Below are 18,123 nucleotides of genomic sequence, written 5' to 3'. Positions count from 1 at the left end.
TTAAAACAGCTCGCCTTTCGCGGCTTTTTCCAGCAACAACGCCGGCGGCGTAAAGCGCTCGCCATATTGCTCGGCCAGATACTGCGCACGCGCGACGAAGTCCTGCACCCCGTACTGATTGATGAACTGCAGCGCACCACCGGTCCATGCGGCAAAACCGATGCCGAAGATCGAGCCGATGTTGGCGTCCGCCGTCGAGGTCAGCACGCCCTCCTCCACACAGCGCACGGTTTCGAGGGCCTGCACGAACAGCAGACGATCACGCACATCCTTGGGCGAAATCTGCCCGTCCGCTTTCTCGAAACGCGTCTTCAGCTCAGGCCACAGATGCTTCTGACCACCCACCGGATAATCGTAGAAGCCAACGCCGGCGGCTTTGCCCGGACGCTTGTATTCATTGAGCAGCAAGTCAATCACGGCGAACGCCGGATGCTCTATCAGCGGTTTCCCTTCTGCTTGCAGGTCTTTGGCCGTTTGCTGGCGGATATGGCTCATCAGGCTGAGGGAAACTTCGTCGGAGATCGCCAGTGGCCCGACCGGCATCCCGGCCTTGCGCGCTTCGGTCTCGATCATCGGCGCACTCACGCCCTCGCCGAGCATGGCAATGCCTTCGTTGGTAAAGGTGCCAAACACCCGCGAGGTAAAGAAGCCGCGACTGTCGTTGACCACGATCGGGGTTTTCTTGATTTGCAGGACGAAGTCAAAACCCCGCGCCAGGGTTTCATCGCTGGTCTGCGCGCCTTTGATGATTTCCACCAGCGGCATTTTTTCCACCGGACTGAAAAAATGCAGGCCGATGAACTTGCTCCGATCCGGCACTGCCGCCGCCAGGCCGGTGATCGGCAAGGTTGAGGTATTGGAGGCAATCACCGCCTCGGCCCCGACCACTAGCTGCGCCGCCGCCGAGACTTTGGCTTTCAGCTCGCGATCCTCGAACACCGCTTCGATGATCAGGTCGCAGCCCGCCAAATCGGCATCATTTTCGCTGGGCTGAATCCGCGCCAGCACCGCTTCGCGTTTTTCGGCGGTCATCTGGCCCCGGGCGACTTTCTTGTCGAGCAATGCCGCCGAATGCGCCTTGCCCTTCTCGGCCGCCGCCAGGTTGATGTCCTTGAGCACCACGTCGATGCCGGCCGAGGCGCTGACGAAAGCGATCCCCGCGCCCATCATGCCCGCGCCGAGCACGCCGACCTTGCGCGTGACATAGGGCGCAAAGCCCTGCGGCCGCGAGCCACCGGCGTTGATTTCGTTGAGCTGAAACCAGAAGGTGCCGATCAGGTTTTTCGAGATTTGCCCGGTGGTCAATTCGGTGAAGTAACGGGTTTCGATCAAGTGCGCGGTGTCGAAGTCCACCTGCGCGCCCTCCACCGCCGCACAGAGAATTTTCTCCGGGGCCGGCAGCGTGCCCTGGGTTTTCGCCCGCAGGATCGATGGCGCAATCGCCAGCATTTGCGCAACTTTCGGATTCGACGGCGTGCCGCCGGGGATCTGATAGCCCTTCACGTCCCAACGCTGCACGGCGTTCGGATTCGCGACAATCCATGCGCGAGCCTTGGCCAGCAGTTTGTCACGATCCGCCGCCAGTTCATCGATCAAACCGGCCTGCAACGCCTGCTGTGGGCGTACCTTTTTGCCTTCGAGCAGATACGGCAGGGCTTTTTCGATGCCGAGCATGCGCACCATGCGCACTACCCCGCCGCCGCCCGGCAGCAGGCCCAGTGTCACTTCCGGCAGCCCGAGTTGCACCGTTGCATCATCCAGCGCCACCCGGTAATGGCAGGCCAGGCAGATTTCCCAGCCACCGCCGAGCGCCGCACCGTTGATCGCGGCGACCACCGGTTTGCCGAGGGTTTCCAGGGTGCGCAGTTGCCCCTTGAGGCTCAGCACCATGTCATAGAACGCTTTGGCTTCGGGTTTGCCGACCTTGATCAGCTCATTGAGGTCGCCGCCGGCAAAGAAGGTTTTCTTCGCCGAGGTTATGATGACCCCGGCGATGCTGTCCTTTTCCGCCAGCAAGCGTTCAACGCAGGCGCCCATGGCCTGGCGGTACACGGCGTTCATGGTGTTGGCGCTCTGGCCCGGCATGTCGATGGTCAGCACGACGATGCCGTCCTGGCCTTTTTCGTAACGAATGGCTTCGCTCATAACAAGGTTCCTTGAATTCGGGGCTCAGAGGCGTTCGATGATGGTGGCAATGCCCATGCCGCCGCCGACGCACAGCGTCGCCAGACCGTAGCGCAGGCGCCGGGCTTCCAGTTCATCGAGCAGGGTGCCGAGGATCGCGCAACCGGTGGCGCCCAGCGGGTGGCCCATGGCGATGGAGCCGCCATTGACGTTGACCTTGTCCGGGTCCACCGCCATGTCCTTGATGAACTTGAGCACCACCGAGGCAAATGCTTCGTTGACCTCGAACAGATCGATGTCCTCCACGCGCAAGCCAGCCTTGGCCAGAGCCTTGCGGGTGGCCGGTGCCGGGCCGGTGAGCATGATCGTCGGGTCAGTGCTGGTCACCGCCGTGGCGACGATTCGCGCCCGTGGTTGCAGGCCGAGCGCACGGCCCTTGGCTTCGGAGCCGATCAACATCAGCGCCGCACCGTCGACGATCCCGGAGCTGTTGCCCGGCGTGTGCACGTGGTTGATCCGCTCGACGTGGCTATAGACCCGCAGCGCCGTAGCATCGAAACCCATCTGGCCGATCATTTCGAAACTCGGCTTGAGCTTGCCGAGGCCCTCCATGGTCGACTCGGCCCGAATGAATTCGTCGTGGTCGAGCAGGATGATGCCGTTCTGATCCTGCACCGGCACCAGCGACTTGTTGAACGAGCCGTCAGCCCGCGCCCGCGCCGCTTTTTGTTGCGAGTGCAGCGCGTAGGCATCGACATCCTCACGGCTGAAGCCTTCCAGGGTAGCAATCAGGTCCGCGCCCACGCCCTGCGGGGTGAAGTGGCTGTGCAGGTTGGTTTGCGGATCCAGCGCCCAGGCGCCGCCATCGCTGCCCATCGGCACCCGTGACATCGACTCGACACCGCCGACCACCACCAGGTCTTCGAACCCGGAACGGACTTTCATCGCGCCAAGGTTCACCGCCTCCAGACCCGAAGCGCAGAAACGGTTGATCTGCACGCCGGCGACGCTGACATCCCAATCAGCTACCTGCACCGCGGTCTTGGCAATGTCCGAACCCTGATCGCCAATCGGCGTGACGCAGCCGAGCACCACGTCATCGACCTGACTGGTGTCCAGCGCGGTGCGGCTTTGCAGTGCGGTCAACAGCCCGGCGACCAGATTCACCGGTTTGACGCTGTGCAGCGCGCCATCGGCCTTGCCTTTGCCGCGGGGCGTGCGTAACGCATCGAAAATCAAAGCTTGGGTCATGACGTCCTCGAACCTGTGCGGTGAGTGAATTTCGTGCTGTCACTGTTGTCCCGCGCCGTCGAGGATTCAATGACCACAGCGCTCAATGACGTTGACGCGCACGCTCAGACGGACGGTCATTCAGCATCGGGTGAACCGGTTCAGGTCGGCGAGTTGTCTAGCAAGCGGGCGGCGAAGAAGCTGGCAATGCGCCTCATGCGTTTTTTATCGCTAGCAGCAGCAAATACATACGAAATGGATCTAAGCCGCGCGTGACGCGGGCTCTAAGGTAGTACATGTACGTCAGGGTCGTCGGGTTTTGCCGAGGCCGACGTTCTTCAACAGGAAGTGCAGCGTTTGCCGTCATGGATATGCAGGCAAACATCAGGAAATAACAATAAAGGCGGTCAAGCCATGTTCAAACAACCGAAAGTACGTCAAGCAGGGCTCATTCTTTTCGCCACGACGCTGTTGTTGATTTTGCCCAACCTCACCAAGGTCATTGGCTGACTCAAGCGGCAGGCGCCCGTCATCGCCACATAAAATGTGACTGGCCCGCTACCCGGGCCAGCGTGGCTGTGCCAACCTTTGCGCACTTGCACGACATGGACGGCGATCTCTTGAAAACGCTTATTGTGTTCTGGGCCTTGCTGCTGAGCATGCCTTTGTCTGCCGCACAGCTGGATTTACAGCTGGGCTCCACCAGCCGCACTTGGCAGACCGCGGAACTGCTCAAGCATCCGCAGGCGCAAACCCTCACTATAAAAAATGATGTGTCCTACAAAAAGGACATGACTTATCGCGTCGTACCTGTGGCGGCGCTGCTCACCGGCATCAAACCGGACGATCACTTGCAGGCGGTGGCGCTGGACGGATTTGCCGCCGAGCTGAGCGCTGCACCGCTGCTCAACAGCAAGGGCGCACGGGCGTGGCTGGCGATCGAGGACCCGGCGCAGCCGTGGCCACCGCTGTCCGAGGGCAAACACAGTGCAGGGCCGTTCTATCTGGTGTGGACCGACCCGCAAGCCGGCAACATCAGCCCCGAGCAATGGCCGTTCGAAGTGGCGAGCATCAAGCGCATGGCGCCAGTGGCCGAGCGCTTCCCTGCCCTGTTGCCGGATTCCAAACTGAAAACCGATGACCCGGTGAATCAGGGTTTTGCGCTGTTCCAGAAGAACTGCCTGGCCTGCCATCGCTTGAACGGTGCGGGGGACGCGCAGTTCGGACCGGACCTGAACATTCCGTTTAACCCCACCGAGTATTTCGGTGCAGATTTCCTCAAGCGTTACATTCGTGATCCGCAGAGCTTGCGTCAGTGGCCACAGGCGAAAATGCCAGGGTTTTCGGTGGAGGTGTTGCCGGATGGGGATTTGCAGTTGCTGATTGGCTATTTGCAGCACATGGCTGGGCGCAAGGTTAAGCCCTGAACACTATCCCCTTGAAGGAGTGAGCCTGCTCGCGATCGCGGTGGGTCAGTCAAAAATGGTCTGACTGACATACCTCGATCGCGAGCAGGCTCACTCCTACAGGGGATATGCGTTATTGCTGTTGCACGGAGATAACCGGCGTCGGCGAGACAAACACCTTCGCATGCATCTGCTCGCTCCCCCCGCCTCGACGCATGCCGCGTACCGGGCAGGCATCCAGGTAATCCAGGCCCACCGCCAGTTTCAAATGCCGCTCTGGCCGGGCCAGTTCGTTGGTCACGTCAAAGCTGTACCAGGCGTCATCGAGCCACGCTTCAGCCCACGCATGGCTGGCCAGATGCTCGCAATCTTCGCTGTACAGATAACCCGAGACGTAGCGTGACGGGATCCCCAGGCTGCGCGCGCAGGCCAGGAAGGCATGGGTGTGATCCTGGCAAACTCCAGCACGCCCGGCGAAGGCTTCGGCCGCGCTGGTATCGACTTCGGTGGAGCCCGGCGTGTAAGTCATGTGCTGGTTCAAGCCGTGCATCAGATCAATCAGCGCGGTGCGATCCCGTCGCTGCTTGCAGGATTTGTCGGCAAACGCCCGCAACGCCTCGTCGGCCTCGGTCAGGCGGGTGAAGCGCAGGAACGGCAGCGCCGACTGACTCTCGTGTTCGGCTTCGCGCAACTCGTCGATGTCGACCTGGCCGCGCGCACCGATGATGATCGCTTCGTGCGGCTCGTCCATGGTCAGCACATGCAGGATGTTGCCGAACGGATCGAGCTGGGCGCGCACCGGACGCGGCAGGTCGAGCTGCCAGCTCAACACGTGCTGACGCTCGCTGTCGTGCGGGGTCAGGCGCAGATACTGGATGCTCGCCCGCACCTGATCTTCATAGTGATAGGTGGTCTCGTGGCTTATGGAAAGTCTCATGCAGCCTCCAGGTATGAACTGTGAATGGCGTTGCCCAGCTGGCGCACCAGCGGGATGAATTCGGTGAGCCAGGCGTGCAGGCCTTCGGCAAGGATTTCGTTGATCCCGGTGTAACGCAGACGCGCGTCCATTTCAGCGGCCAGGCGCTGCGCCGGACGGCCGTTCGCCCCAGGTAACTGGGCGAGGATCTGGTCGATTTCCTCGGTGCAGGCCCGCAACGAGCGCGGCACATCGGCGCGCAACAGCAGCAGTTCGGCGACATGCCGGGCACCGGGGGCATCACGGTAGATCTCGGTGTAGGCCTCGAACGATGAAAGAGCCCTCAGCAGCGCACTCCACTGGTAATAGGCGTGGGCAGTGCCGTCACTGACGGCTTCGGCCTGATCGCCGGCCATTTCATAGCGCGCGTCGAGCAGTCGCAACGTGTTGTCCGCGCGCTCGATGAAGGTGCCGAGGCGAATGAAGCGGAACGCATCGTTGCGCATGATGGTGCCGTAGGACGCACCACGAAACAGGTGCGAGCGTTCCTTGATCCACTCGCAGAAACGGCTCATGCCGTAACGGCCGAGGCCCTGCTCGGCGATCCCGCGAATCTCCAGCCACGTGGCGTTGATGTTTTCCCACATGTCCGCGGTGATCCGCCCGCGCACCGCATGTGCACTGGCCCGCGCTGCGCCCAGGCAGCTGTAGATGCTCGCCGGGTTGGCCGCATCGAGGGCGAAAAAGTGCAGCAGGCGCTCGGCGTGCAGCTCACCGTGGCGCTCCAGGTAATCGTCGAGGGTACCGGTGATCAACAACGGCATGGCCAGTTCGTGCAGACCGTCGCCGCGACCGTCCTGCGGCATCAGCGACAGCGAATAGCTGACATCGAGCATCCGTGCGAGGTTTTCCGCCCGCTCCAGGTAACGCGACATCCAGTACAGATCCGAGGCAGTTCTACTTAGCATGGCAAGCTTCCTTCAATCCTCGACCACCCAGGTGTCCTTGGTTCCGCCGCCCTGGGAGGAGTTCACCACCAGGGAGCCTTCACGCAGGGCGACACGGGTCAAACCGCCGGGCACAACCCGGGTTTCACGTCCGGACAAGACGAACGGACGCAGGTCGATATGGCGCGGCGCAATGCCGTTTTCGACAAAGGTCGGACAGGTTGACAGCGACAGCGTCGGCTGCGCGATGTACGCGTGAGGCTTGGCTTTGATCCGCTCGCGGAATGCATCGATTTCCGCGGTCGTCGCCGCTGGCCCTACCAACATCCCGTAACCGCCGGAGCCCTGGGTTTCCTTGACCACCAGATCCGGAAGATTGGCCAGCACGTGGGAAAGTTCCGAGGGGTTGCGGCACTGCCAGGTCGGCACGTTCTTCAGGATCGGTTCTTCGTCGAGGTAGAAACGGATCATCTCGGTGACAAACGGGTAGACCGATTTGTCGTCCGCCACGCCGGTACCGATGGCGTTGGCCAGTACTACGTTGCCCGAACGATACGACGACAACAGCCCTGGCACGCCGAGCATCGAGTCCGGGCGGAATGCCAGCGGGTCGAGGAACGCGTCATCGAGACGGCGATAGATCACGTCCACCGCTTTCGGCCCGTCGGTGGTGCGCATGAAGACCTTGTCGTCACGCACGAACAGGTCCGCGCCCTCCACCAGTTCGACGCCCATTTCCCGCGCCAGAAACGCGTGTTCGAAGAATGCACTGTTGAAGCGCCCCGGCGTCAGCACCACCACGCTCGGGTCGTCGATCGGGCTTGAGCTTTTGAGGGTGTCGAGCAACAGGTTCGGATAATGGTCGATGGGCGCGATGCGCTGCGCGGCGAACAGCTCCGGGAACAGGCGCATCATCATCTTGCGGTCTTCGAGCATGTAGCTCACGCCGCTCGGAGTGCGCAGGTTGTCTTCGAGCACGTAGTAAGTGCCGTCGCCGTCGCGCACCAGATCGACACCGGAAATGTGCGAATAGATATCGCGGTGCAGGTCCAGGCCCTGCATCGCCAACTGGTACTGCTCGTTGGCCAGCACCTGTTCGGCGGGGATGATCCCGGCCTTGATGATGCGTTGCTCGTGATAAAGGTCGGCGAGGAACATGTTCAACGCCTTGACGCGCTGGATGCAGCCACGCTCGACGATCCGCCACTCGCTGGCGGGAATGCTGCGCGGAATGGTGTCGAAAGGAATCAGGCGCTCGGTGCCCTGCTCGTCCCCATAGAGCGTGAAGGTGATGCCGGCCCGGTGGAACAGCAGATCGGCCTCGCGTCGCCGTTGTGCCAGCAACTCGTCAGGCGTGTCGGCCAGCCAGCGGGCGAACTCCCGGTAATGCGGGCGGACCTGGCCGCCGGCATCGTACATTTCATCAAAATAGGTGCGGATCATGCCGTACTCTTTGTCACCCGGACCTACAGGCCTTCGCAAGGCCCGTGCCAGCGGCATAAACGCTTTGATTTCAATCGGTTGGATAATCACGCCAGCCACACCGCACCATTGCTGTGCGGCAAATGCCCCAACCTGATCGCCCCCGCCTCATTGCGACGCAGTGCTGTCGCCTATCACCAGCATAGTCAGAGTTGATTTCACTGCTTGCGCCGGGCTGCGGATAATCGGCGCATCCGCTGAAAACTTCCCCACTGAAGGCTTCAGCCTCACTGATCCGGACTGCCAGCGCAGTCCCCGCAGGCCGTAACCCTGACCGGTTTCCTCTCCTTATCGGTCTTCCCTTTAGCCACCCTCTCCGGTGGCTTTTTTTTGCCCGGGATTCTTGTTTCAGGGTTTTGCCACGGATGGTTCGGCGGCCAGAAACGACAACGGCCAACCCGAAGGTCAGCCGTTGCTCAATACCTGAAACCAGAGATCAGTTCAGACGATGGCGATTACGCACCTCCTGCTTCACGCCCCAGCCTTCGATGATGCCGCCCAGCGGCTCGACCACGGCAGAAAAGCCTTGCTCGAAGTCGCCGATGTCGTCATAGGTTGCGTACATGACTTTGCTCAATTCCAGCGACCAGGCGCCATCGTCGCGCGCACTGACCTGGGCATTGATGGATTCACCGCGAAATTTGCCTGCTGCTCTGCGCGCCCGCTCCTCGTCCGGGAAAATGGCGTAGAACTCGATGGGATGGAATCGGGAAAAGTCGAAACCGCCTTCTTTCATGCGGCGCAATACATTGCTGCTGATGTCTTCTTGATAGGCTGTGCTCATGAATCGTCCCCCTCGGATAGATGGATAGACTTTCCGTATTCCCGCCCCGGGCCTCTGGCCAAAGTACTGCGACAACGTGGTTGCACGCGGGAAACAAGCATGTAGCTGACAAGACCAGACCTTAGCGATTCGTTCGCTGATCTCGCTTGCAGAGTAGCCTCAAGACAGAGGCGCTGCCAAGGCCTGGCGTATCGGGTGACAAGAAGAATTTCAGATTGGGGTGATGCTGCGGATTTCGATGCTGTTCTGGGATTTCAGGCTTTTCACCCCGGCATCGGCGGTGCGGCCTTCCAGATCGTTCATATCCAGTTCGGCGGCCACGGGCAGGAGCCGTTCCTTGATCAGGCGTGCGGCCTCGTCATCACTGGGGCATTCCGCGCGCTCGAACACCTCATCGACAATTTCACCATGATCGTCCACGAAAGTGACTTTCCACTTTTGCATCGGTGCCTCCTCGATCAAACCCGCAAATGGGCTTACTACTATCTCGACTTTTGGCGAGATTGATCGTTCAAAAGGATTGCATCCGCCGAACATGAAAAAAAATACATCTACTGTGCCGTCGAGCTTCTGTGGGAGCGGGCTCGCTCGCGAAAGCGCTGGATCATTCAACAAATATGTCGAATAACAGGACGCCTTCGCGAGCAAGCCTGCTCCCACAGGGGTTTTGCAAGGTTTTAGTCGTTGCTTGGCTTGTTGATCGCCTGCAGCACGTACTGCGGCAGCGCGAATGCGCCGATGTGGATTTCCGGGTTGTAGTAGCGGGTGACGATGCCACTGCCAATGAAGCGCTGTTGCAGGGTTTCACGGCTCAGCTTGCGGTAGGCCGGGTTGGTCGAACCCCAGGCGAAGGTCATCGAACCACCGATGTAGGTCGGCACGGCCGCCTGATAGAAGTGCCAGTCCGGGAACAGGCTGCGCAGGCGACCGGAGGTGGTTTTGACTTCGTCGATCTGCATGAACGGCGTGCCGTTCTGGGTCACCAGGATGCCGCCATCGTTCAGGCAGCGATGGCAAGCCTGGTAGAAGTTTTCCGAGAACAGCACTTCGCCCGGGCCGATCGGATCGGTGGAGTCGGAGATGATCACGTCGAACTTTTCAGTAGTGGTGGCGACGAAACGCATGCCGTCGTCGATCACCAGGTTCAGCCGTGGATCGTCGTAGGCGCCCTTGGAATGGTCAGGCAGGAATTCCTTGCACATGTCGACCACGGTGCCGTCGATCTCGACCATGGTGATGTGCTCGACGCCGGCGTGCTTGGTCACTTCGCGCAGCATGCCACCGTCGCCGCCGCCGATGATCAGCACGCGTTTGGCGGTGCCATGGGCAAGGATCGGCACATGGGTGAGCATTTCGTGGTAGATGAATTCATCGGCTTCGGTGGTCTGGATCACGCCGTCCAGCGCCATTACCCGACCCATGCGCGGGTTCTGGAAGATCACCAGGTGCTGGTGTTCGGTGCGCACTTCGTGCAGCAGTTTTTCCATGCGAAAACGCTGGCCGTAGCCTTCGTAGAGGGTTTCCAGGTATTCGCTGGTCTTGGTGACGGTCATGGTCAAGTGCTCCGATGAATGCGCAGGCGTTGATCGTGGGGACGATTGCCCGGGAAAGGCGCGCATTCTACGTTGCCGAAGATGACAGGTCGAACCTCAGTTCATCGGCCAACCACAATCCCTTGTAGGAGTGAGCCTGCTCGCGATAGCGCTCTTTCAGTCACAGGTTCAGTGACTGTGGAATAGCTATCGCGAGCAGGCTCACTCCTACAAAGGGTAATGCGGTGTTCTCAGGATCAGATCCGCACGTTGCCCCGTGGCCCGGCGATCGCCCAGATGATCAGGCCGAGCACCGGCAGGAGGATGATCAGCAGGACCCAGAGGATTTTCATCCCGGTCTCGGCGCCGCTTTTCAGCACGTTGATGATGGCCCAGATGTCGAGGGCAAGAATGATCAGGCCGATCAGACCATTGAACGTGGAACCCATGGTGTCACTCCAGAATAGTGGCTTGCACTTTTAGGATAGACGGTCGCGCGCAGGGTTCCCTTTTATTGCGTTCAGACGTGAACAGCGACCTTCAGGGCTTCCAGCGACGGCGCCGCAGCAATGCCGACCTGAGCGCACAACTCCAGCACCCGTGGTACGTCGTTGCCGTAGACCAGTACCACTTGCAGCTCGTCGTCGAGCAATTGGCTGAAGTTCATCAGTGTGTAACCGCCGTTTTCCTTGTTCAGGCTGCTCATCTGCACCTGGATGCGGTTGAGGGCGGTCAGCGCTTCGGTCTTGGCCAGTTGTTTGGGCTTGAGGTTGAAGTCGATGCCCGGGCCGAACGACGCGACGATCTGCGCGAACAGGTCAACGTAGGTGTCGGCCTGGAACAGCACGGTCTCTGGCAGGCTGCCGACCACCACCCACTCGCCCAGCGGGATCGGGAACGTGTCGTCGTAGTTGATATCGGGGTTGGCTGTCAGAAAAGCATCGGCATCGGCGTAGGCCTGCGCGGCCTCGTCGGCCACGTTCAGTATCTCGTCCTCGCCCATGCAGCCGGAGCTGATTTTGCTGATGAGTTCGACGAGTGCGGCTTTCATGAGGGCGGATCCTGTGACGAAGGTGAATTTCGAGGGCGCGAAGGATAGCGCATTGCGACCTCAGACTGCACACAGAACGACTGTGGCGAGGGCGCTTGCTGTCGCTAGGGCGCGACGCAGCCCTGAATTCAATGATCTGAAAAAACGCATTCAATGAATTCATGACTGCTACGCAGTCGAGCAGAAGCAAGCGCCCTCGCCACAGGATGTCACAGCAACTGGAGAGTCGAGTTTCAGGCCAGCAGTTTTTCCAGCTGCGCCGTGGTATCGACCGCGCCCATGGTCCGGGCCGCGTCCAGCGCGGTGATGCCGTTGGCGTCCTTGGCTTTCGGGTCGGCACCTTTGCCGATCAGGTAATCGACGATTTCAACACGGTTGAACATCGCCGCCATCATCAGCGCCGTACGGCCATCAAAGGACGAACCTTCGATTTCGGCGCCCGCCTCGACCAGCGCCTTGACCACGGCCAGATCGCCCTTGAACGCCGCACCGGCAATCGGGCTCTGGCCATTGCCGTTGCGCAGTTCCGGGTCGGCCTTGTGCTTGAGCAGCACCTGCACCGCATCGATATGGCCGTAGTAACTGGCAAGCATCAGCAGCGTATCGCCCTTGCTGTTCTTCAGGTTGACGGGCAAACCGGCCGTGACCAGGCGATCGAGCATCTCGGCATCACCGTCGCGTGCCTTGTTGAAAACCTGCTCGGTGAATTCGGCAGCTTCTTCAGGGGTCATCTGGCGGCTTTGGTCAGACATGGGGCAACTCCACTTTCGGTTAATCGCAAAGCCGACAGTTTCCCGAGCGCGACGATAGCTGTCACCCCCTTTTTCTCAAGTCACACCATAGCCAATATCAATAGCGGTACTTGCCCTGATCAATATCGGCCAGCACCTGCTCCGTCACCTGCACGTAAGTCTGAGTGCCGGGCAGCCATGCGTAGATCGGGTCATCGCCTGTCTGGCCGGGGTCGAAGCCTTCGTTCTTCAGTCGGGTCTTCTGGTATTTGAAAGTCCCGGTAGTTTCCATTTTCACCTTGACCCGCAAAAACAGCGGCACCGCATAGGCCGGCATGCGCTGACGGGCGAACGCCAGCAGTTCGGCGAAATCCAGGGTCGCCAGGGACTCGGCCGGGGTGATCGCGGCCATCCCGGCACGGCCATTGGTGTTGCGCACTTGCACACCGTAGGCCACAGCTTCGGAGATGTGCGGATGTTGCAGCAACAGGTTTTCGACTTCAGTGGTCGAGACGTTTTCACCCTTCCAGCGATAGGTGTCGCCGAGACGATCGACAAACTGCGCATGGCCGAAACCGATATTGCGCAGCAGGTCGCCGGTGTTGAAGAAGCGGTCGCCCTTGCTGAACACGTCGCGCAGCACCACCTTGGCGGTTTTCTGCGGGTCGGTGTAGCCGTCCAGCGGAGCTTTCTCGTCGATCCGCGCCAGCAGCAGGCCCTGCTCGCCCTTGCCGACCTTGCGCATGAAACCGTCAGCACTGCGCAGCGGCTCACCGCTGTCGTGATCGTACGCCACCAGCTCCCAGGCCATCAGCGAGAAGCCGATGGTGTTGTCGAAGTTGAGGATGTTGCTGAAGCCGATGTTGCCGTCGCTCGCCGCGTACAGCTCGCAGATGTGCTCGACGGCAAAGCGAGTCTTGAACTCGGCCCAGGCGCCGGGGCGCAGACCGTTGCCGATCATCTTGCGCACCTCGTGACGGCTGTCGTCGGCGCTGGCCGGTTGATCGACCAGATAGCGACACAGCTCGCCGACATAGCCGATGGTGGTCGCGCGATAACGGCGCACGTCACTCCAGAACTGGCTGGCGCTGAATTTGCGGCGGATCGCGAACCCGGAAGCACCGTTGATCGCCGAGCCCCAGCACACGCAGAGGCCGGTGGCGTGGTACAGCGGCAAGGTGCAATAGACGACATCGTCGGGGTGCATGTTCAGGGCGATCATGCCGAAGCTGGCCGAGCTGCGCATCCAGCGGCCGTGCTTGAACACGCCGGCCTTGGGCAGGCCGGTGGTGCCAGAGGTGTAGATGTAAAAGCACGGATCGTCGAAGAACACTTCGCGGCTGCTGGGCGGGTTGTCAGAGCAGGCATCGGCACTGGCGCTGATCAGGTTGATGTAGCCCTCGGGCGCAATGCCCGGGTGGCAGTAGGTGTCACGGTCGGCGATAAACCAGGTGCGCTGCGCCGCAATCGACACTTGCTCGCGGATCGCGGCAAACGCCGGCTGCAATTCCTCACCGAGCACAATCGCCACCGGCGCCACCAGATTCACGCTGTGGATCAGCGTGTCGCGAGTCTGCGAGGTGTTGAGCAGCGCGCTGACCGCGCCGAGCTTGGCCAGCGCCAGAATGGTCACCAGCAATTCCGGGCGGTTTTCGATGAACACCGCCACCACGTCACCCTTGCCGATCCCCTGCGCGCTCAGATAGTGGGCGACGCGATTGGCCCACTGGTTGACCTGCCCATAGGTCAGCAGCACATCGCCCTGCAACAACGCCAGACCTTCGGGATTACGCAGCGTCGCTTGTTCGAATGTCCAGCCAAGCCCACATGCCTGGGTCGGGTCCTTGACGTTGGCCACCTTCATGCCCTTGACCACTCTCGGGAGGGCCTTGGCAATCATCGGCAGTTTGCGGAGCATCATGCCCCAGGTAATCGTGTCGCTCGGCGCGTGACTCATGGCAGCTCCCCGGTCGGCCTGGCTGGCCGTTTTTTATTGTTCGGGCTGTGGCATGACCTGCGTCGTAGGCACAGGTCGAGACCGAAAATACGTCAGTGCTTCTCAGCCTGTACACGCGGTTTTTGCAATGTTTTGTATCCGTCCTGTGACAGCACACGGCGATGATTGCACCGATGCCGTTTGGTTCCGTTGAACCGGTGACGATCCCGCAAAATGCAGGATGCACGATGGCCATTCATGCAGATTGCACGACCAGTGCAAATTGCATTATTTATAACTTATTGATTTACAAGGATTTATTGTTTTTTGAATGCTGGCACAATCACTGCAACCTCCTCTGCATGCTTGCCATTCAAGTGCATACGGAGCTGATAGACATGAGCCTGATCCAAGAAAAATTTACCTCCCTGTTCTCCAACTTCAACGTCACCACCGCGCCACGTCCCGATGGCGGGATCCTGCTGACCCTGCGCAGCAGCGAAGGCAAAGTGTTCAAGCGCGCCCTGACGTATCAGCAAATGCACAACGCCGACCAACTGTCGTGGGCAATCAGCGCGATTCGCCGCGACCTGGCAGAACAGGCCAGCGAGCTGCCGCAGATTGCGATGCTGCAAAGTCAGCAACGTTTTGCGCTGCCGACGTATCACTCGCTGTAAGGTTTAAATCGCTTTAAAAAAAACAGGCCGTGGCGCTTTCGCTTCACGGCCTGTTTACATTTGCGGTTGTCACACCCCCCCTGTGGGAGCGGGCTTGCTCGCGAAGGGGGTGTGTCAGGCAACCTGTCTACGTCTGATTCACCGTTTTCGCGAGCAAGCCCGCTCCCACAGGGGACGTGGGTTTTCTAGAATGCTTCGGGTTCGATACCGGTGAAAGTGTCGACGGTGACATGGCTCCCCAGTTCCCCGCCTTCACGCGCCAGGCCGCAGGTCTGCAGGCCGGCCGCTTGAGCGGCGTCAAGTTCTTCGACGATGTCCGAGAGGAACAGGATTTCACCCGCTTCAACGCCGATGGCTTGCTGGATGTTGGTGTACGACTGGGCCTCACGTTTAGGCCCCGACGTGGTGTCGAAGTACCCGCTGAACAGCGGCGTCAAATCCCCCGCTTCCGAACAACCGAAGATCAGCTTCTGCGCCTGGATCGAGCCCGACGAATACACAAACAGTTGATAACCCGCCGCGTGCCAGCGTTGCAGCGCTTCAACCGCGTCCGGGTAAACATGCCCCTTCAACTGCCCGGCGTGATAACCCTGCGCCCAGACCATGCCTTGCAAGGCTTTGAGCGGCGTGGCTTTGCGATCTTCCTCGATCCAGCTCAAGAGAATCTCAACAACCCGTTCAACATCGGCCTGCGGTGCATTGCTGTCACGGCGCACGGCGTCGAGTTGCTCAGCGACATCGGCACGTTCGGCGTTCTGACGAACAAAATCCGGAAGGTGTTTGGCCGCATACGGAAACAGCACATCAAAAACGAAACTCACCGCGCTGGTGGTGCCTTCGATGTCAGTGACAATGGCTTTGATCGACATCGAATCAGTCCTCAAGACGCGGGAATTGGCCGGCGATGTCTTCGCCGGTGAAGTTGGCGACCCAGCCTTCCGGGTTGTTGAACAGACGGATCGCCACGAAATGCGGATGCTCGCCCATGTCGAACCAGTGTTTGGTGCCGGCCGGTACCGAGATCAGGTCATTCTTCTCGCAGAGCACCGCGTAGACGTAATCGTCGATGTGCAGGGTAAACAGCCCACGGCCGGCGACGAAAAAGCGTACTTCGTCTTCACCATGGCGGTGTTCTTCGAGGAACCTGGCGCGCAGTTCGGCTTTTTGCGGGTGGTCGCTGTTGAGGCTGATCACGTCGACGGTGATGTAACCGCGCTCGGTCATCAGCTTGTCGATCTGCTCTTGGTAAGCGCTGATCACTTCTTCCTGGGTGGCACCGGGCTGGATCTTCGCCGCGGCTTGCCAGCGGTCGAAGCGCACGCCTTGCTCGGCGAGCGTCGAGGCGATGTCTTCGAAATGGGTCAGCACCTTGTTCGGAATGTCAGGGCTGGAAACGTGATAGACGGACAGGCTGCTCATGGGCAATTCCTCGGTATCGGCCTTGCCGTCCGGTTCTTGCAGACCGGTCGGGCAGTGCATTTCATCAGGCGAATGGGCGGCTTCTGGTGAAGTCAGCCTTGGCGGTTCATGACGCTGCGGGTTTTCAACTCGCATTCAAACAGGAATTCGAAGGCCTCGATCTGCCGCAGGGCGTCGCTCATCTGCGCGCCCCAGGTGTAGAGGCCGTGACCGCGAATCAGATAACCGACGCAATCGGGATGGGCGTCGAGCCAAGGCTGCACCTTGGCGGCGAGGCGCGCAATGTCCTGATCGTTGTCGAAAATCGGCACGCGCACCCGTGATTCGTGGGTCGAGATGCCGCTGAAGGCTTTTTGCAGTTCGTAGTCTTCGAATTCGATGAAGTCTTCAGGCGTCAGGCGCGACAGCACCGTGGCGTTGACTGAATGGGTATGCAGCACCGCGCCGATCTCCGCGCGCCAGCTGTAGAGCTGGGTGTGCAGCAGGGTTTCGGCGGACGGTTTTTTGCCCGGTTCCAGGCTGTTGCCGGACAAGTCGGTGGCGAGCACATCGTCCGGACCCAACTGGCCCTTGTGCTTGCCGGACACGGTCAGCAGCGCTTCGCTCGGCGACAGACGCGTCGAGTAATTGCTGCTGGTGGCCGGCGACCAGCCGCGACCATAAAGAAAACGCCCGGCGTCGACGATTTGCTGGGCGAGTTGTTCACGCGTAAGGCTCATGGCCTGTCCTCTTGCATACGTGTGGCAATGATAACGGCAGCAGCGAGCGCCGCGAGACTGGCAATACTAAAGGTCAATGTCGCGCCGAGGGCATTCCAGCTGTAACCGGAATACAGCGCGCCCATCGCACCACCGGTGCCGGCCAGCGCCGCGTATAGCGCCTGGCCCTGGCCTTGCTGGCGTGCGCCGAAGCTACGTTGCACGAACGCGATGGCAGCCGCATGAAAGCTGCCGAAGGTCGCCGCGTGCAGCACCTGAGCGAACAACAGCACCCACAGGAACTCGGCGAACGAACCTAGCAGCAACCAGCGCAGCGCCGCCAGCAGAAAACTCGCCATCAACACACGGCGCAGGGAAAACCGCGCGAGAATCCGGCTCATGAACATGAACATCAGCACTTCGGCGACCACACCCACGGCCCAGAGCATGCCAATCACGCCACGGCTGTAACCGAGTCGTTCAAGGTGCAGGGTCAGAAACGTGTAATACGGGCCGTGGCTCATCTGCATCAGCGCGACGCAGCCGTAAAACGCCAGCACACCGGGACTGCGCAGTTGCTTGAGGAAGCCCTCCCCGCTCGGCCGATTACCTTGCGGCGGTTGCGCATTCGGCACCCATAAACTGCTGAGGACGATACCGGCCATGATCAGCACCAGCGCCGCCGGGTAGATGTCGAGGCTCAGCCATTCGAACAGTCGGCCCAGCGCGACCACCGTGATGATGAAACCGATCGAGCCCCACAGGCGAATCTGGCTGTAGCGCGAGGTTTGCCCTTGCAAGTGCGCGAGGGTGATGACTTCAAATTGCGGCAGCACGGCGTGCCAGAAAAACGCATGCAACGCCATGACCATCGCCAGCCAGGCGTAGGTCTTGCTGACGAAAATCAGTGAGAACGTCAGCAGCGTGCACACCGCGCCGAAGCGCACGATGGCCAGCCGTTTGCCGGTGTAGTCGCCGAGCCAGCCCCAGATGTTCGGCGCCACGCAGCGCATCAGCATCGGGATGGCTACCAGTTCGCCGATACGAGCGGCGCTGAAGCCGAGGTGATCGAAGTACAGCGCCAGAAACGGCGCTGTCGACCCGAGCAAGGCGAAGTAGAACAGATAGAAACTGGACAGCCGCCAGTACGGGAGCGCCGCCACGGGGTTATGCCGCAGCGGCTTTGAGAT

At 60.5% G+C, this 18,123-nt stretch carries 19 protein-coding genes; 3 read left to right on the top strand and 16 right to left on the bottom strand.

All coding sequences use genetic code 11. From position 1 onward, the window contains the following. A complete protein-coding gene (locus tag AC0J41_RS07285) occupies positions 1–2,145 on the bottom strand; it encodes a 3-hydroxyacyl-CoA dehydrogenase NAD-binding domain-containing protein (RefSeq protein ID WP_473015002.1) in 2,145 nt (714 codons plus the stop codon). Positions 2,146–2,169: 24 nt separating this feature from the next. After that, a complete protein-coding gene (locus AC0J41_RS07280; protein WP_150369867.1) occupies positions 2,170–3,375 on the bottom strand; it encodes an acetyl-CoA C-acetyltransferase in 1,206 nt (401 codons plus the stop codon). 24 nt (positions 3,376–3,399) lie between these two features. Here AC0J41_RS07280 and AC0J41_RS07275 point away from each other — a divergent pair, with 24 nt between their 5' ends. Continuing rightward, positions 3,400–3,630 (top strand): hypothetical protein, encoded by a 231-nt coding sequence (locus tag AC0J41_RS07275; RefSeq protein WP_157836086.1) that lies wholly within the window; start codon positions 3,400–3,402, stop codon positions 3,628–3,630. Between the two features lie 329 nt (positions 3,631–3,959). After that, positions 3,960–4,781 carry a c-type cytochrome gene (locus tag AC0J41_RS07270; RefSeq protein WP_473015977.1) on the top strand — a complete coding sequence of 274 codons (822 nt, stop codon included), beginning with the start codon at positions 3,960–3,962 and terminating at the stop codon, positions 4,779–4,781. Between the two features lie 112 nt (positions 4,782–4,893). Here AC0J41_RS07270 and AC0J41_RS07265 read toward each other — a convergent pair whose 3' ends face one another. The 10 genes from AC0J41_RS07265 to AC0J41_RS07220 all read right to left on the bottom strand — a co-directional run bounded on the left by AC0J41_RS07265 (position 4,894) and on the right by AC0J41_RS07220 (position 14,160). Further along, positions 4,894–5,697 (bottom strand): transglutaminase family protein, encoded by an 804-nt coding sequence (locus AC0J41_RS07265; RefSeq protein ID WP_025113341.1) that lies wholly within the window; start codon positions 5,695–5,697, stop codon positions 4,894–4,896. Continuing rightward, positions 5,694–6,644, bottom strand: a complete 951-nt coding sequence (locus tag AC0J41_RS07260) for an alpha-E domain-containing protein (RefSeq protein ID WP_025113342.1) — start codon at positions 6,642–6,644, stop codon at positions 5,694–5,696. The genes AC0J41_RS07265 and AC0J41_RS07260 overlap by 4 nt, the downstream gene beginning before the upstream one ends. A 12-nt stretch (positions 6,645–6,656) precedes the next feature. Next, the gene (locus AC0J41_RS07255; RefSeq protein WP_025113343.1) at positions 6,657–8,066 is read right to left on the bottom strand and encodes a circularly permuted type 2 ATP-grasp protein; all 1,410 of its coding nucleotides are present in this window, start codon (positions 8,064–8,066) and stop codon (positions 6,657–6,659) included. A 475-nt stretch (positions 8,067–8,541) separates the two neighbouring features. Further along, complete coding sequence (locus tag AC0J41_RS07250; RefSeq protein WP_007960698.1) at positions 8,542–8,889, bottom strand: ribonuclease E inhibitor RraB; 348 nt, start codon at positions 8,887–8,889, stop codon at positions 8,542–8,544. A 210-nt stretch (positions 8,890–9,099) separates the two neighbouring features. Continuing rightward, positions 9,100–9,333 carry a hypothetical protein gene (locus tag AC0J41_RS07245; protein WP_025113344.1) on the bottom strand — a complete coding sequence of 78 codons (234 nt, stop codon included), beginning with the start codon at positions 9,331–9,333 and terminating at the stop codon, positions 9,100–9,102. 233 nt (positions 9,334–9,566) lie between these two features. After that, positions 9,567–10,442 carry a polyamine aminopropyltransferase gene (gene speE / locus AC0J41_RS07240; RefSeq protein WP_473014999.1) on the bottom strand — a complete coding sequence of 292 codons (876 nt, stop codon included), beginning with the start codon at positions 10,440–10,442 and terminating at the stop codon, positions 9,567–9,569. A 236-nt stretch (positions 10,443–10,678) separates the two neighbouring features. After that, on the bottom strand, positions 10,679–10,870 hold the full coding sequence (locus tag AC0J41_RS07235; protein ID WP_003223221.1) for a PLDc N-terminal domain-containing protein: 192 nt from the start codon (positions 10,868–10,870) through the stop codon (positions 10,679–10,681). A 71-nt stretch (positions 10,871–10,941) separates the two neighbouring features. Further along, the gene (locus AC0J41_RS07230) at positions 10,942–11,472 is read right to left on the bottom strand and encodes a hypothetical protein (protein ID WP_473014998.1); all 531 of its coding nucleotides are present in this window, start codon (positions 11,470–11,472) and stop codon (positions 10,942–10,944) included. 233 nt (positions 11,473–11,705) lie between these two features. After that, positions 11,706–12,224: an ankyrin repeat domain-containing protein gene (locus tag AC0J41_RS07225; RefSeq protein WP_025113347.1), complete on the bottom strand. Its 519-nt coding sequence runs from the start codon at positions 12,222–12,224 to the stop codon at positions 11,706–11,708. Between the two features lie 97 nt (positions 12,225–12,321). Beyond that, positions 12,322–14,160, bottom strand: a complete 1,839-nt coding sequence (locus AC0J41_RS07220) for a long-chain-acyl-CoA synthetase (protein WP_473014997.1) — start codon at positions 14,158–14,160, stop codon at positions 12,322–12,324. Between the two features lie 377 nt (positions 14,161–14,537). Between AC0J41_RS07220 and AC0J41_RS07215 the strand changes: the two genes are divergently transcribed. Further along, positions 14,538–14,816 carry a DUF3509 domain-containing protein gene (locus AC0J41_RS07215; RefSeq protein WP_025113349.1) on the top strand — a complete coding sequence of 93 codons (279 nt, stop codon included), beginning with the start codon at positions 14,538–14,540 and terminating at the stop codon, positions 14,814–14,816. Between the two features lie 185 nt (positions 14,817–15,001). On the opposite strand, the gene mtnC is transcribed toward AC0J41_RS07215, so the two are convergent. From mtnC to AC0J41_RS07195, 4 genes are all read right to left on the bottom strand, one after another. After that, positions 15,002–15,685, bottom strand: coding sequence for an acireductone synthase (gene mtnC / locus AC0J41_RS07210; RefSeq protein ID WP_473014996.1), 684 nt, complete (start codon positions 15,683–15,685; stop codon positions 15,002–15,004). Between the two features lie 4 nt (positions 15,686–15,689). Further along, positions 15,690–16,235 carry a 1,2-dihydroxy-3-keto-5-methylthiopentene dioxygenase gene (locus tag AC0J41_RS07205; RefSeq protein WP_473014995.1) on the bottom strand — a complete coding sequence of 182 codons (546 nt, stop codon included), beginning with the start codon at positions 16,233–16,235 and terminating at the stop codon, positions 15,690–15,692. 92 nt (positions 16,236–16,327) lie between these two features. Beyond that, complete coding sequence (locus AC0J41_RS07200) at positions 16,328–16,954, bottom strand: methylthioribulose 1-phosphate dehydratase (RefSeq protein WP_025113352.1); 627 nt, start codon at positions 16,952–16,954, stop codon at positions 16,328–16,330. Next, positions 16,951–18,096: an MFS transporter gene (locus tag AC0J41_RS07195; RefSeq protein WP_102358406.1), complete on the bottom strand. Its 1,146-nt coding sequence runs from the start codon at positions 18,094–18,096 to the stop codon at positions 16,951–16,953. Before AC0J41_RS07195 ends, AC0J41_RS07200 begins: the two co-directional genes overlap by 4 nt. Positions 18,097–18,123 lie beyond the last annotated feature (27 nt).

Source organism: Pseudomonas sp. Arb-4-2C (genome assembly GCF_055755015.1).
This window is presented reverse-complemented; position numbering and strand designations above follow the sequence as displayed.

What these genes read in the sequence shown, in the direction of transcription:
- AC0J41_RS07285 (WP_473015002.1), bottom strand. Translation starts at nt 2,145, where the DNA reads ATGAGCGAAGCCATTCGTTACGAAAAAGGCCAGGACGGCATCGTCGTG.
- AC0J41_RS07280 (WP_150369867.1), bottom strand. Translation starts at nt 3,375, where the DNA reads ATGACCCAAGCTTTGATTTTCGATGCGTTACGCACGCCCCGCGGCAAA.
- AC0J41_RS07270 (WP_473015977.1), top strand. Translation starts at nt 3,960, where the DNA reads ATGGACGGCGATCTCTTGAAAACGCTTATTGTGTTCTGGGCCTTGCTG.
- AC0J41_RS07265 (WP_025113341.1), bottom strand. Translation starts at nt 5,697, where the DNA reads ATGAGACTTTCCATAAGCCACGAGACCACCTATCACTATGAAGATCAG.
- AC0J41_RS07260 (WP_025113342.1), bottom strand. Translation starts at nt 6,644, where the DNA reads ATGCTAAGTAGAACTGCCTCGGATCTGTACTGGATGTCGCGTTACCTG.
- AC0J41_RS07255 (WP_025113343.1), bottom strand. Translation starts at nt 8,066, where the DNA reads ATGATCCGCACCTATTTTGATGAAATGTACGATGCCGGCGGCCAGGTC.
- AC0J41_RS07250 (WP_007960698.1), bottom strand. Translation starts at nt 8,889, where the DNA reads ATGAGCACAGCCTATCAAGAAGACATCAGCAGCAATGTATTGCGCCGC.
- AC0J41_RS07245 (WP_025113344.1), bottom strand. Translation starts at nt 9,333, where the DNA reads ATGCAAAAGTGGAAAGTCACTTTCGTGGACGATCATGGTGAAATTGTC.
- speE (WP_473014999.1), bottom strand. Translation starts at nt 10,442, where the DNA reads ATGACCGTCACCAAGACCAGCGAATACCTGGAAACCCTCTACGAAGGC.
- AC0J41_RS07235 (WP_003223221.1), bottom strand. Translation starts at nt 10,870, where the DNA reads ATGGGTTCCACGTTCAATGGTCTGATCGGCCTGATCATTCTTGCCCTC.
- AC0J41_RS07230 (WP_473014998.1), bottom strand. Translation starts at nt 11,472, where the DNA reads ATGAAAGCCGCACTCGTCGAACTCATCAGCAAAATCAGCTCCGGCTGC.
- AC0J41_RS07225 (WP_025113347.1), bottom strand. Translation starts at nt 12,224, where the DNA reads ATGTCTGACCAAAGCCGCCAGATGACCCCTGAAGAAGCTGCCGAATTC.
- AC0J41_RS07220 (WP_473014997.1), bottom strand. Translation starts at nt 14,160, where the DNA reads ATGAGTCACGCGCCGAGCGACACGATTACCTGGGGCATGATGCTCCGC.
- AC0J41_RS07215 (WP_025113349.1), top strand. Translation starts at nt 14,538, where the DNA reads ATGAGCCTGATCCAAGAAAAATTTACCTCCCTGTTCTCCAACTTCAAC.
- mtnC (WP_473014996.1), bottom strand. Translation starts at nt 15,685, where the DNA reads ATGTCGATCAAAGCCATTGTCACTGACATCGAAGGCACCACCAGCGCG.
- AC0J41_RS07205 (WP_473014995.1), bottom strand. Translation starts at nt 16,235, where the DNA reads ATGAGCAGCCTGTCCGTCTATCACGTTTCCAGCCCTGACATTCCGAAC.
- AC0J41_RS07200 (WP_025113352.1), bottom strand. Translation starts at nt 16,954, where the DNA reads ATGAGCCTTACGCGTGAACAACTCGCCCAGCAAATCGTCGACGCCGGG.